The sequence below is a fragment of the Myxococcaceae bacterium genome (assembly GCA_016000045.1).
Taxonomy (GTDB): Bacteria; Myxococcota; UBA727; order UBA727; family JABDBI01; genus AER2-1.
Genome location: JAECQY010000002.1, coordinates 105677 through 118853, shown reverse-complemented (window position 1 = coordinate 118853; position 13177 = coordinate 105677). Strand labels below are relative to the sequence as shown.

General features: G+C 45.8%; 17 protein-coding genes and 1 pseudogene. 11 read left to right on the top strand and 7 right to left on the bottom strand.

Features of this window, described 5'->3' with window-relative positions; all coding sequences use genetic code 11:
• The first annotated feature begins 84 nt into the window (after positions 1-84).
• Genes I8H75_01790 through hflX form a run of 3 tightly spaced genes read left to right on the top strand, consistent with a single transcriptional unit; the run spans position 85 to position 2708 of the window.
• Entirely contained in the window at positions 85-825 is a 741-nt protein-coding gene (locus I8H75_01790; GenBank protein MBH2006071.1) for a Bax inhibitor-1/YccA family protein, read from the top strand.
• A 33-nt stretch (positions 826-858) separates the two neighbouring features.
• On the top strand, positions 859-1095 hold the full coding sequence (locus I8H75_01785) for a Fe(2+)-trafficking protein (protein ID MBH2006070.1): 237 nt from the start codon (positions 859-861) through the stop codon (positions 1093-1095).
• A complete protein-coding gene (gene hflX, locus I8H75_01780; protein MBH2006069.1) occupies positions 1092-2708 on the top strand; it encodes a GTPase HflX in 1617 nt (538 codons plus the stop codon). Before I8H75_01785 ends, hflX begins: the two co-directional genes overlap by 4 nt.
• Here hflX and I8H75_01775 read toward each other — a convergent pair.
• Positions 2657-4339, bottom strand: a complete 1683-nt coding sequence (locus tag I8H75_01775; GenBank protein ID MBH2006068.1) for a DEAD/DEAH box helicase — start codon at positions 4337-4339, stop codon at positions 2657-2659. The genes hflX and I8H75_01775 overlap by 52 nt on opposite strands.
• A gap of 108 nt (positions 4340-4447) precedes the next feature.
• Between I8H75_01775 and lspA the strand changes: the two genes are divergently transcribed.
• A complete protein-coding gene (gene lspA, locus I8H75_01770; GenBank protein ID MBH2006067.1) occupies positions 4448-4984 on the top strand; it encodes a signal peptidase II in 537 nt (178 codons plus the stop codon).
• 38 nt (positions 4985-5022) lie between these two features.
• Here lspA and I8H75_01765 read toward each other — a convergent pair whose 3' ends face one another.
• From I8H75_01765 to I8H75_01740, 6 genes and pseudogenes are all read right to left on the bottom strand, one after another.
• The gene (locus tag I8H75_01765) at positions 5023-5685 is read right to left on the bottom strand and encodes a deoxynucleoside kinase (GenBank protein ID MBH2006066.1); all 663 of its coding nucleotides are present in this window, start codon (positions 5683-5685) and stop codon (positions 5023-5025) included.
• The gene (locus tag I8H75_01760) at positions 5682-6347 is read right to left on the bottom strand and encodes a deoxynucleoside kinase (protein ID MBH2006065.1); all 666 of its coding nucleotides are present in this window, start codon (positions 6345-6347) and stop codon (positions 5682-5684) included. The genes I8H75_01765 and I8H75_01760 overlap by 4 nt, the downstream gene beginning before the upstream one ends.
• Before the next feature lie 154 nt (positions 6348-6501).
• Positions 6502-7725 carry a hypothetical protein gene (locus tag I8H75_01755; protein ID MBH2006064.1) on the bottom strand — a complete coding sequence of 408 codons (1224 nt, stop codon included), beginning with the start codon at positions 7723-7725 and terminating at the stop codon, positions 6502-6504.
• A gap of 403 nt (positions 7726-8128) precedes the next feature.
• On the bottom strand, positions 8129-8386 hold the full coding sequence (locus I8H75_01750) for a hypothetical protein (GenBank protein ID MBH2006063.1): 258 nt from the start codon (positions 8384-8386) through the stop codon (positions 8129-8131).
• Entirely contained in the window at positions 8343-8642 is a 300-nt protein-coding gene (locus I8H75_01745; protein MBH2006062.1) for an AAA family ATPase, read from the bottom strand. Before I8H75_01745 ends, I8H75_01750 begins: the two co-directional genes overlap by 44 nt.
• 23 nt (positions 8643-8665) lie before the next feature.
• Positions 8666-9259, bottom strand: a pseudogene (locus tag I8H75_01740) (IS481 family transposase).
• A gap of 231 nt (positions 9260-9490) precedes the next feature.
• Between I8H75_01740 and I8H75_01735 the strand changes: the two are divergent.
• From I8H75_01735 to I8H75_01705, 7 genes are all read left to right on the top strand, one after another.
• Positions 9491-9994 carry a hypothetical protein gene (locus I8H75_01735; protein MBH2006061.1) on the top strand — a complete coding sequence of 168 codons (504 nt, stop codon included), beginning with the start codon at positions 9491-9493 and terminating at the stop codon, positions 9992-9994.
• A gap of 411 nt (positions 9995-10405) precedes the next feature.
• Positions 10406-10687 carry an AAA family ATPase gene (locus tag I8H75_01730; protein ID MBH2006060.1) on the top strand — a complete coding sequence of 94 codons (282 nt, stop codon included), beginning with the start codon at positions 10406-10408 and terminating at the stop codon, positions 10685-10687.
• Positions 10684-11145, top strand: a complete 462-nt coding sequence (locus I8H75_01725) for an AAA family ATPase (GenBank protein ID MBH2006059.1) — start codon at positions 10684-10686, stop codon at positions 11143-11145. The genes I8H75_01730 and I8H75_01725 overlap by 4 nt, the downstream gene beginning before the upstream one ends.
• 39 nt (positions 11146-11184) lie before the next feature.
• Entirely contained in the window at positions 11185-11505 is a 321-nt protein-coding gene (locus tag I8H75_01720; protein ID MBH2006058.1) for an AAA family ATPase, read from the top strand.
• A 32-nt stretch (positions 11506-11537) separates the two neighbouring features.
• Positions 11538-11711 carry a hypothetical protein gene (locus tag I8H75_01715; protein MBH2006057.1) on the top strand — a complete coding sequence of 58 codons (174 nt, stop codon included), beginning with the start codon at positions 11538-11540 and terminating at the stop codon, positions 11709-11711.
• Positions 11696-12400: an ABC transporter ATP-binding protein gene (locus I8H75_01710; protein MBH2006056.1), complete on the top strand. Its 705-nt coding sequence runs from the start codon at positions 11696-11698 to the stop codon at positions 12398-12400. The genes I8H75_01715 and I8H75_01710 overlap by 16 nt, the downstream gene beginning before the upstream one ends.
• Positions 12397-13173: an ABC transporter permease gene (locus I8H75_01705; protein ID MBH2006055.1), complete on the top strand. Its 777-nt coding sequence runs from the start codon at positions 12397-12399 to the stop codon at positions 13171-13173. The genes I8H75_01710 and I8H75_01705 overlap by 4 nt, the downstream gene beginning before the upstream one ends.
• Positions 13174-13177: the final 4 nt, after the last annotated feature.

The window sequence follows — 13177 nt, the reverse complement described above, 5'->3', positions numbered from 1 at the left end:
GCCTATGTTGCCTGAGCCTGCAATGCCCGAGTCTTGTCATTTGCTTTAAGGTGTCTATACAATAGGGACTGGAGGATTTAACAAATGGAATCGAACAATCCCGTATTGGCTCGCGGACTTCAAAAAAGTGGATCGGATGATCTCAGCCATGATCGCATGTCTTTGGAAGGGACCGTCAATAAAACCGGATTTCTTTTAGCTTTAGCAGGGGCTGCCGCCGCGTATCCGTGGAGTTTGGTTCATGCTCAGAATGCGAATGCTTTGGGAATCCCCATGTGGGGAGGGATGATTGGCGGGTTTATTTTGGCCTTGGCAATCAGTTTCCGGCCGCATTGGGCTCCTTTGGCCGCTCCAGCGTACGCTCTGTGCGAAGGTTTGTTGCTTGGAGCAATTTCTGCCATGTTCAACGTACAGTATCCAGGAATTGCCTTACAAGCCATGCTGGGAACTTTTGGCGTTCTTGGGGTCATGCTGTTGATCTATCGAACAGGAATGATTGCGGTCAATGAGCGTTTTCGAATCGGGATGATGGCTGCCACTGGAGGGATTGCGTTTCTCTACATCGCTTCGATGATCTTGGGTTTTTTTGGCATCCAGATCCCCGGTATTTTTGGGAACGGCTTGGTGGGAATCGGTTTTAGCGTAGTCGTGGTTTGCGTGGCTGCTTTGAACTTGGTCTTAGATTTTGACCTGATCGCGCGTGGAGCTCGTCAGGGAGCGCCAAAGTACATGGAGTGGTTTGGAGCTTTTGCCTTGATGGTGACCTTGGTTTGGCTTTACTTAGAGATGCTGCGTTTAATTTCCAAATTGCGAAGCCGTGATTGATTTGTTCAATTCATTCGATAGAGTAGGCGGTCTATGAATACACCCATGGATGTAGCTCCTTTTGCAGGTCCGTTAGGAAAAGAAATTGTTGCGAAGGTTTCCCAGGAAGATTGGGAAGCTTGGCGGCAGATGCAGACAAAAATCATCAACGAATACCGGCTTGATTTGTCGGAATCCGTCGATCGTCAAAAGCTTTTGCAGCAAATGCGCAGTTTCCTCAAACTGGATAGCGAAGGTGAAGAAATGCTTCAGGTTGGGACGCCAGTCTGAACTCGATTTTCGGTAAGACATCAGGGCTTAAAGCCTCTCAAATCCACGCCCTCGAAGCTGTGTATGCCTGCTTCGTTGGCGATGGAGAGGTGGCTAGTGCTGATTTGGTGAGAACCTTATGTCGTCAGGCCGCTGAACTCAATCGATTGTTGGGCGTGCTGATTGATCGTAAAGGCAGCGTGACTTCGGTCATTCTGGGGGACGGTTCAAGATTATACCTGCCGGACATCGGTCGCTCTAGGGCCTCGTCTTCTCGTTTGAGAGGGGTTCGCTTGGTGGTTGTCAAGCCAAGACGTTCGACACAAGCGACTTACCCGTTGGATCGAGATTTTAGGATGGATCTTGAGAAGCTCCAACTGGATTTAGTGCTTCAAATTGAAGGATTGCCAGATGGGACTGCCGGTCGCTGTGTCCTGGGAACGCTTTCACCCAGCATTCATTGTCAGATTGAATCCTATTCAAGCTTCAAGGCCATCGATTTTCATTTTTCCGAATTGATTGCTGAGCTTGAGGCATCTTTGCTGAAGAGCAGCCCAAAAGTTGCCTATGGTGCCCGTGAAAAAGCCGTGCTCGTTGGAGTTTACGCAACCCCTAGAGAGCAATGGCAAGCTTCGATGAATGAGCTTCAAGAATTGGCTAAAACCGCTCAAGTTCAGATTCTGGATACAGTCATTCAACAGCGCAGGGTCCTAGATCCACGCACGATTGTTGGCAGCGGAAAGTTGGAAGAGCTGTGTCTGAATGCTTTGCATTTGGGTGCGGAAATGTTGATTTTTGATCGCGATCTGACACCCTCGCAACTCAATGCGATTACCGAAGCGACGGACTTAAAGATCCTCGATCGTACGATGTTGATTTTGGATATCTTTGCGCAACGCGCCAAATCTCGATCCGGAAAGCTTCAGGTTGAGCTTGCGCAGCTTCAATATTCGCTTCCAAGACTTGCCAAGAAGCACAGTGGCTTATCTCGCTTAACTGGAGGAATTGGTGGAGTGGGCCCTGGTGAGACCAAACTGGAACTCGATCGGCGGCGCGTGAAAGATCGAGTGGCAAAACTCGAACGAGAGATTGATAAGCTCTGTGAACAACGAGAACGGACTCGCCAAGGTCGTCAGAATAAGCATTTTCCAGTTGTATCTTTGGTGGGTTATACCAACGCGGGAAAATCGACTTTGATGAATCGTTTGACCCAATCCGATATTGATGCAGAAAACGCTTTGTTTGTGACGCTCGACACCACTTCCCGAAAACGGTGGCTACCGAATGGTCGCGAAATTATTTTGATTGATACGGTTGGTTTCATTCGAGATCTTCCTCAGGGACTGATTAACGCCTTTCGTGCAACGCTTGAAGAACTGCAGGAAGCCGATTTGTTGCTCCACGTGGTGGATGGCTCGGATCCTGAAGCCCCACAACACGTTCGAGTGGTCAACGATTTGATCGATACGCTGGGCCTATCCGATAAACCCAAGCTTTTGGTGGTGAATAAAGCCGACCGATTTGAAGCCGACTTCACTCAAAAAGCCTGGATGAAACAGCAAGAGGGAATTCTCGTCTCTGCTCAAACCGGGTTTGGTTTGTCCGATTTGCTTGAGAATCTTCTGTCCTTGTGAAATGTTCTCGGTTTTTGAGGTTTTCCTGAACCAAAATCACACGTAATTGTTTCTGTGACACCCGATGCGCGTGCGAGTCCATGAAGCGCTTCTTTGATCTGGTTGGCTACATTGTAGTCGACTTCGAGATGAGAGCTTGTATCCCGAAGGTTTCCTTGACCTGTAAAGTGTCCTAAATCAACTTTAGACAAATCGCTGACATGATTGGCTAGGCCCGCGAGGTTGGTAAATCCGTCTTGTCGGCCCAGGGTGACGTAAAGGTCGCGATGTTCCGGAAGCTTTTGTACAGACGGTGCTTTGGGCCTAGGGGCCGATTGAGTTGGTTTGCTTGGTTGAGTTATTTTTGAAAAATGTGAACGCAAGAGAAAAGCGAGCACTTCCGCGAGGTCGGGTCGACCGAGAAGGCTTTCTGCGACGGGTCGATATTGACTAATTTCGACTTGTTCTGCTTGCTCAATTAAAAGCTGCGCCAATCGCTGACTTTGCATCCAGAGAATTTCAGATTCAGCGGGAAATGGAACTCTTTCGAAGCTTAGCTCATATGTTTTCTGGAGCTGGCTTAGCATGAGCTCATCTTTGTCTCGTATAAGCGAAATCGCCGTTCCGATGTGCCCGATTCGGCCGGTTCGCCCAGTTCGGTGAACATAACTCTCCGGATTATCGGGTAGTTCGTAGTTAAAGACATGCGTGAGACCGGGCACATCAATTCCTCGTGCGGCCACGTCTGTTGCAATTAAGATGGACGATTCGGTGTGCTTTAACTCATCCAGTACGCGTTCTCGAGCAGACTGACTCATATCTCCGTTAAGGGCCTGGGCATGAATTGAGAATCGTTTCAGATAATTTTCTAAGATCTCGGTTTCTTCTTTGGTATTGCAAAAAACGATGGCTCGTTTGGGTTTGTGAAGCTCAATGGCATAGAGCAGGCTGCGCGATTTAATTTGTCGATCATCTTCAACATGAACCACGTGTCGAATCGACTGAGCCGTGGCTTGGTCTGAAGTCAATTGGATGGTGTTTGGGTTGCGTGTGATTTTTGAGAGAGCTTGTTCGATCACCCAAGGCAGGGTGGCTGAAAAAAGCAACGTTTGCCGTGCTTGAGGGGTTTGATTGAGCAAGTAAGTGACATCGTCCCAAAAACCCATGGAAAGCATTTCATCTGCTTCATCCAGAACGACTGTATGAATTCGAGAAAGATCTAAGCGTTTTTTTTCAAACAGATCTTTGATTCGTCCCGGGGTTCCAACAATAAATTGGGCTCCTGCTTTCAGTGCAGCCAACTGGGCTTCGAAAGAAACACCGCCATAAATAGCGGTTACTTGGATCGGAGTGTGATGGCTCAGCCGAGTGGCTTCAACGGAAACTTGCTTGGCAAGTTCTCGAGTAGGACTTAAAACGAGCACCTGTGGATATTTTTCAGGGTGGATACGCGTTAGAAGAGGAAGGCAGAAGGCGGTTGTCTTACCGGAACCAGTGTGGCTCTGGACCACCAAATCCTGGCCTTCTTGAATGGGCTTAAAGACTTCGTTTTGAACAGAAGTAGGAGCTGTGTACCCTAACTCTTGAAGGCCAAGTGTTAACTCGGGCGAAAGATAAAAGGAGTCGTAAGTGCCCTGAAATAAAGAATTCATGGGTTTTGCTGTACCACATTAAGAGAGCTTTGTTATTTTTTAATCCATCTGAGGGGTCGAGCGAACATTTTTGGTTTCCTAGAGAAGATTTTGTGCTAGGTCGAACGCATGGGGATTTCACTGAAAGCACGTATTTTTTTACTTTTAAGTATTGTTTTGGTCTCGGTGGCTGCAGACCAGGTGAGCAAGATTTGGGCTCAAGATACGCTTGCCTACGAATATCAACCGGGTCAATTCTACGGTCAGCATGAAAGGGTGATTGTTTCAAACTTCTTCAATTTAATCTACAAAGAAAACCCCGCAGCGGCTTTTAGCATTACTAGCTCGATCCCCGATTGGTTTCGCAAGCCTTTCCTTTTGACGGTCAGCATCCTAGCCACGTTCTTATTTTTGATTTGGTATTTTCGACTCAAAGAAGCAGATTGGCTGATCTTATCTTCTTTTTCCATGGTGATTGGAGGAGCGATTGGAAATTTTTTGGATCGTTTTCGCATGGGCTATGTGATCGATTTTTTGGATGTGCATGCTGGATTTTTGGGTTATCCCCATGCGCATTGGCCGACGTTTAACATTGCAGATTCCTGCATTGTAGTCGGAGCGATTGGAATTTTGTTGCACTCTTATTGGGTAAAGAAAGACGCCTAAAAGCATCTTGTGCATCTTTAAGATGGTTCGTACTGAGGTTACTTTCTTTGGATAACAGGTGCGAAGCGCTCGACAATCGAAGACATAAGCTCTTCTTGGCGTTTGGCATCGTTTTCAAACTCAAGGTTGCAATCTAAAACCAAAACAGGAGCTTTTTCCTGATTGAGCAACCAATCTTCGTGTTTTTGATGCAGGGCTTTTAAATAATCCAGAGAGACGCCTATTTCTTCTGCACGAGCTCGCTTTTTTAAGCGATGAAAGCAGATTTCTGGGTCGGTTCGTAGATAAATAAAGCCTGCAGGAGAGGCATGATGGCCGCCGACGAGCCAATCGAACCAATGCTGATAAATTTGCCACTCCAAAATGCTCATGTTGCCTGCTTCAAAGGCCAATTGAGCAAAACAATGCCGATCGGAAAATACAGAACGCTCGATAATCTGGGCTTCGTGGTTGCTAAGGGTAGCCTTTCGATTTTGTTCCAAGATTCGAGTAATAAAAGCGTAGGATTGAAATGTGTAAGCCCAACGAGGTGTGTCTTGGTAGAAAGCCTCTAATAGATTGCCGGCGCCGTTGATGTCTTGCCATTGATCGTGTGGTTCAAAAACCATTTGGCAATTCAGCATTTTTTCAACCAGTCGAAGAAACGTTGATTTTCCAACTCCAATATTGCCTTCGACAAAGTACTGCTTCTTATTGTTCATGATTTTTTTCCAACGCCAAAAAAACGACTCACCAGTTGCACCAGGTGATCGCGGGCTGCGAGATCGTCTAGGTAGGGCAGGTTTCCATCCAAGGTTAAAACCGGGATCGTAGACTCTTGAGAAAGCCAGGATTCATGCTGATCGTGGATTTGCTCGAGATAGCTAAGAGGCATGTTGCTTTCTTCGTGACGGTCCCGTTTTTGGAGTCTTTGGAGGCATATTTCTGGATCGGTTTTGAGATAGATAAATCCAGTTGGAGCGATGGCATACTGGTGAAGAAGGTGCTTGCAAAGAGACTGATAGAGGCCCCATTCTAAAGAATTCATGCACCCTTGGGCGTGCGTATTTTGAGCAAAACAATACCATCCGGAATAAGGCGAACGTTCGTTGATCACCATTCGGTGATCTTCTAGAGACCGAAACGGCTCCTGATCGATGAGGCGAGTTAGCAAGGTATAGGTTTCAAAAGTATAAGCCCAACGTTCTGGGCTTTTGTAAAAGAGTTCCAGTAGATTTTGGTCCCCTTGGAGGGACTGCCAACGTTGATGTGGCTCGAAAACAATGCGGCAGTCCAAATCTTCGCCAAGAAGCTTTAAAAAACTTGATTTTCCGGCACCGATGTTGCCTTCTAGAAAGAGCATAAAGTCCGTCACGTCTGCCATTTGGAATCGATTCGATCAAGAGAGTATCTTGAGAGCAGTGGATGAATCGGCTCAAGCGCGAAATAACCAGGTGCCGAATAAAAACGAGACTTCTCGTAGGCAAGCGAGCGTGTTTATTTCAGCGATGCAAAGGCCTGGTTCCCTTGTCCTGGGGTTAACGCCGTTGATCAGGCACAGGGAATGTAAAGATAAAGTCAACAAACTTTCTTACAAAAGATTCTTCCAAATTCGGTTTGATCGTTAAAATACGGTGATATAATTCTTCTTCTCTCATGGTATCTACGCGTCGTCCAGGATGCGCTACGCCAACTCGGTCGCCCATGATTTCCGCAAAAACTCGTGCAAAGCTCATATCATCTGCACCAGGATGTGCTCGAAGAAACTCAGCCCAGATACGGGACTCCTCGCCTCGGAATTCATCTCTTCTAGCCATTCTTTGAATGCCTGGAAATCCTGGGCTTGCAGGATCGTCAAAAACTCTGCGAATCTCATCGTTTATGTAGCCCAGTGCTTGCCCAACTTCTAGCATGTATTGTTGCTGGTCGGATCTTTGCTTCAAAATTTGAAGTTCAGATTGCAGAGTTTGAAGCTGGCTTTCAGCGGTGGTGAGCCGCTCTTTTAGCTGCTTATTATCTTGACGCAATGCTTCGTTTTCGATTCTTAATGCTTCGTTTTCAGTTCTTAATCGAGCTACTTCGGCCTGAAGAACCCCGTAGCTTTCTAGTAAAGTTCGATACTCGTTGCGCACAAGCTGCAAATCACGCTCATGAATGGCACTGCGATCTGTTTCGCGTTGTAGTCCTAATCTAAGATCCTGAGTTTCCTTTTTTAAAGCTGTATTTTCATTTTTTAAAGCTGCATTTTCATTTTTTAAAGCGATATTTTCGTTTATTATATGGTTAAGAACAGTCTGAAGCTCCATGGGAACGGGAGCGGGACCAGAAACCTGTATAAAACCCGAAGCAGGGGCTAGTGTGGATGGCTGAGCTGCCGAAACGACTGTGACTCCAGTTTGAGTCTCAGTCTCAGTCTGAGCTTGAGCGCTGCTATCCTTTCTAACTTCTGACTTTTTACCACCACCCGAGCCGCCGCTTTTTTTAGGTGCCGCCATCCGTATTCCTGGGATGATAAAATGATTAGAAGGAGATAAGCCTTTGACAGATTTTGGATTGAGATCGAATTCAGGAGACTCGTCCTCGTTAGAATCTGATGGTGCAGGATTATCCAAGAGTTCTGATAGCTCGGTCAGCATGTCACCTAAAGATTCTTCTTCATCAAGTTGAAGATGAGAACGGGTCTGCCATATTTTTTTTCTAAGCTCTTTAATTTTTTGAATGCGCTCTTTTTCGAGGTCTTCGTATGATTTTTTATGCTTCAAGATCTGCTTTAAGAACTTAGATCGTACAGCAGCTTCTTCTCTAATTTTCTCCGAGTTCTCAAATCCGCTTTGAACGAGTAAGGCAATCTTTGAGATGAGGGCCGACGAACCCCAGCGGATGATTTCAGACGAACCAATCAAACCATCGCGAAAAAAAGCTGGACGAGGCAGTGCAACATCTGCATGACCGAAGGCAGAAGTTAAGAAAACCAAGACTGAAAGACAACTTATTTTATTCATAGAGGACCTCGATCAGACTTGAAATTTTTCAAGCCATTAGCAAACAAACTCATCGCTTGTATTTCTAGCAAATGCTCTGAATTTGGTCAAATGCATGCCTAAGCCTTCTTAGAAAATGTTGAGGAGTTTGAATCGAGTGAGCAGAGGCTTGGCAGAAGCGTGTCTACAGATGTCTCCAAACGTGGTCGACGATGTTTTTGGCTTTCGGATCAAAGGCTAGACTCCCTGTAAGGATGGGAGCCAATATTTTGATCATGGTTTCAAAAACTTCTTTGTTCGGGTAAGCCAAATGAAAGTTCTTGGTTCTTGGGTCGTAGTCTTGAATCGTTAAATAGCCAGTCTGAAAGAGCAAGGTGGGCAATTGAATTCGATCGAGGTCAAAAGTGCCGAAGTCTTCCTCTTTGTGACCAATGATTTTCAAAACGGCCAGAGAGTAAACATCGAATGACGGAGCAAGGATTATAAACCCGAGTAGGAAGGTGAGGCGAGAAACGGTATCCGTTGTACCAATCTTGCATGGATTGCATAAAATCGGCTTTTGAAAGAGTGTTTTGATGGATAGCTTGCTGGATGTGATCGGAGAAAAAGTGCTGCAGCTCTTCGAAAGTGAGGCCCAATAAAGTGGCTGCTCGGTCGCTGAGAGTCAAATCTGCGAGATTATTGAGTCCGGAAAAAATAGAAGTTTTGTTGAACTTGGTGCACCATTGTCTGTTAAAAGGGTGTGGATTTTATAGGGAACAACCTGGACAAGGCGTTTAAGAAACTCGGCAGCTTCTATTTTTCCATACTTTTCATAAGAGTTCAGCGTAGGCGAACTTCGAGGTTCTATCAATCGCTACGAACCTATAAAGTTTACCTTCTTCTGTATGCACCTCCGTAATATCGATATGAAAATAGCCAATGGGATCATTTTTGAATTTCTCCTTCTTGTTTGGCTGCTCGACAGTGCTGGGCAGTCGACTAATCCCATGACGCTGCAAACATCGATGAAGAGACGAACGAGTCAGTTCTGGGATTGCGTTGCAGAGCATAAAGGCAGTCATCCAAAGGCAATAGCGTGTGTTTACGAAACGCTACAATGGCAGCTTCCTGTTCTGGGCGCAGAACAGTGGATAGACCCTTTTGGGGGCCTATCGAAACATCTTCTACAAAATCTCGCCTCTCCCATTTGGCAACCGTCTTAACGTTCAGACAGTATCAGTTTGCAAGCGCTGCTAGGCTCGTTTGGCTGTTTTTGTATCTCTCGACGCACCGCCTTGGTCGTTCTGGCGCATCCATGAAGGACTTGTCCCATATTCTCTCCCAAGTTGCTTGTGGCACATCATAGATGCCATCACAATCTGGGACTAAACAATCACGGACTTGACTCAAGTACTATCGGGATTCAAATATTTAAGACTTGAAATGGCTCGTTCAAAACAGCACCAATAGTCCCCTTAAGAATTACAAGTCATAGGCATATTTTCCATCTACACGACGTTAAATATACATTGACAAATAAGTTAAAAATGATAAAACGGCCGACATGTCAATCGAAAAATTTATTTTTATATCGATTTTATCTGTTTTTTTCTGGCAAAACCAAGCATTGTGTTGCAATGCTTCTAAACCAGAAATTTCAAATCCAGGAAATTCTTGTCCTTGCACAAATATAAGTCCTTACAGCTGTAGTGACTGTACGCTTTCGTGCCAAAATGTAGGTGAACTGCTGTTTGAGGAAGGGAATTGTAATTCATTGTCATACAATTACCTGAATGCAGAAGCATATTGCGCCAATTTAGGAGATGGCTGGCGCCTTCCAAATGCATGGGAATTGTATCAGTACACGGTGCAACATCCATTCTCGCAAGAATGGGAAGGGCCTTCATGGACCTCTACTCAGGCAGACGCTCAAGACTATTTTTGCATATCGCCCACAAATCCAATCTATGGCTGTATGACACAATGGTGTAATGTTGGGCTTGCAATCTACGTGAGATGCGTAAAAACACCAACTTCAAGGATCAAAATCAAAATCAATATCAACTAAAAGCATTACTTTTTTTATTAGGAAGGGCTGCGGACTGTTTCTGAGTTTTTATGCTCGAGAGTTTTGAAGGTCTGTATTTGAAAATCCTACCGCAGCATCGATGCAACAGTAGCTGAGGTTGTGCCACAGTCTGTTCTGGCTCGTAATCTCCTTTTTTTGAGGATCCAGGGGCGGTTTATTCTCCCGTGCTTGAGTTGGTCAAAATGAGGTATTTTTCTCAAGAATAAGGGATTGCTCTTGCATGCCTTGCCATTTTTCTAAGTTCGCGGGAACCGCTGGGGTTCAGGGCGTTTTGGATTCGAAGGGTCTGGTACTCGTCTCACCCGTTTTCGAACCTGGTCAAGAGTATCTGGAGAGCGATTGATTAATCAGTCCAGGCGTGAGAGAATCATAGCCTATGCGTTATGCGTTATGCGTTATGCGATTGGCATCGATGATTTTAAACAACTGAGAACTTCAGTAGACGATACTGGAACTCCGCTTTTTTATTGCGATAAAAGCCTCTTCATTCGCGATGTTATTCGGGATGGTTCCTCGGTTCTTTTACTAACCAGACCCCGACGTTTTGGCAAATCGCTGAATCTGTCGATGCTCAAATACTTTATGGGTAGTGATGAGCCTTTGTTTGATGGCTTAGCAATCGAGCAATACCCCCAGATTCTAGCGGGCTGGAGGGGAAGTTCCCGGTCATGATGTTGGGATTTAAGGGCTTAAAAGCAGAGAGCATCGAGAACCTCGAGGCTTCTTTGAAGAGCCCTATCTCCGCTTGCTATCGTCAGTTTGAGTATTTAAAGCATTCGAAACAATTGAGTCTATTTGACCAGCAAACTCTGCAGCTCTATTCCCAGAGAGACTTTCCCAGTGTTGAAATAGGCCCTTTTTTGATGTGCTTGACGGAGCTTTTGGAAAAGCACCATGGCCAGAAAGTTTGGGTGCTGATTGACGAATACGACACGCCTTTGCAGTATGCTTATTTGAACGGATTTTTTCCAGAAGCCGTGGCTTTGTTGAAGCAAGTCCTAGGAGCGGTGCTCAAATCCAACACGGCTTTGTACAAAGCTGTGATCACTGGCATTACCCGGATTTCCAAAGAAAGCTTGTTCTCGGATCTGAACAACATCAGCGTGTATGATATTAGCGAAGATTTTTAACTAGACTATTTTGGATTTACCGAGGAAGAAGTGGGAGCCATGTGCCCTGCAGAACACCTGCAAGAGTTGAAGTCTTGGTACAATGGTTACTATTTTGGTGGAAAGAGACAGACGATCTACAATCCGTGGTCTATTCTGAACTTTCTGAAGCACCACTATGCCTTAAAGCCGTATTGGATCAATACCTCCAGCAACGACTTGATTCAAGATTGCCTGACCGCCGATAAATTGCCCGAAGAGAAAGCGTATTGTTACGCTTTGCGAACCGCTGGCTGTTCGAAGATTCAAGCTTATTCGATAGCGTTTGACGGTAAACGTGTGAGCAGTCAGTATCGTGAGTTGCTGACCTTGACGCATTGAAACCTTGTTGCTACCCCTGTCTCCTACCTGCCATGACCTTAAACCTCGTTGCACTTACAAAACCTAGAATTACGCTCATGGCGTTGCTGAGCTATGTTTTGATCTATGCACCCCTGAAACGCAGAAGTACTTGGGCTTCGCTGGTCTATCAAACGGTCTTGTTTTTGCTCTTGGCAGTGGATGTGGTGTTATGCAGCTTGTTGTAAATCAACTCTCCTACTCGTATCGAAAAAATATCGTCCTGGACTCGGTTTCGTTCGAAGTCAAGCGAGGGGAGATTGTCGGACTATTGGGAGTCAATGGTGCAGGGAAGAGCACCTTGTTTCGACTTTTGACCGGAATTTTAAGGCTTCAATCTGGGGAGATTTTGTTTGATGGTCAGCCACTGGATCGCTGGGTTCGAAGGAAGCTGGGCGCGGTTTTTCAGGAATGCAGTTTGGATCCTAAATTGACTGGCCGTGAAAATTTGATTTTGGCAGCTGCTTTGTATGGAAAGACCGAAGTTCCCAATTTTCTTCCCGGTGTCGATCTTCTGCGTCCGGTCAAAGAACTATCCGGTGGAATGAAGCGAAAACTTGAATTAGCTCGTGTTTTTTTGCACGAGCCCTCGATCGCACTCTTAGATGAGCCAACCAGTGGATTGGACTTGAAGGCTTTTGAAGATTTTTGGGAGAATCTGAGACAGAGCCAAGTCACTGCCTTGGTGAATACCCATAAGGTGGAAGAAGCAGAGCGCTGTGATCGTCTTCTTATTCTTCATCATGGAAAGATTATTGTTTCTGAAACGCCGGAAGAACTCAAAAGACGGGTTGAAAGTGAACCGGAGGTGATTCGTCGCTCTACACCCGGACTGCGAGAAGCCTTTTTAAAAGTGACAGGGGTGGAACTATCGTGAATGATCTTCGAATGATAGGGGTTCTTTGGGCTCGTGAATTGTTGCGTATGAAGAAGGAACCGACCCGATTGATGGGCGTGGTGATTCAACCTCTTCTTTTTTGGCTTGTGATTGGCTCTGGATTCTCGCCGAGCTTCCACGTGATTGAAAATGCTGATTTAGATTATCTCAGTTTCTTTTTTATTGGCATTATTGCGATGGTCCTTCTTTTTGCTTCGATTTTTTCAACCATCACTTTAATCGATGATCGCAGTTCGGGTTTTATGCAAGCTGTTTTGGTGGCTCCCGGGACTCGCTTTGCGTTGGTTCTTGGAAAAATTTTAGGGGTTACCAGCATTGCTCTTATACAAGCGCTGCTTTTCATGGCGGTCGGTCTTTTCTTGAAGGTTCCGATGATGCAAGCAGATTGGCTCTTAGTATCGATTTTTTTGTTTTTAGGAGGCTTTTCAATGGCAGGCTTGGGCTTTGTATTGGCTTGGCTTAGCACGTCTTCGGCTGCTTATCACGCTTTGATGAGCGTGATTCTGATTCCGATGTGGATTCTATCCGGGGCGATGTTTCCCCCAAGCACGCAGTGGATGCAGTGGGCCGTTTTGATCAATCCCATTGCCTGGCTGGTTTCAGGCCTTCGTGCCGCGTTTGCGGGAGGCGTTGCTCCGATGGGGAGTGTGACAAGCACCCTGAGCCTTGAATATTGCCTGGGGGCACTTTGCTTGTTTTCCCTCTTTTGTCTTTGGGCAGGCTCTTGGATTTGTCGCTTTAAGCGAATCTAGATTT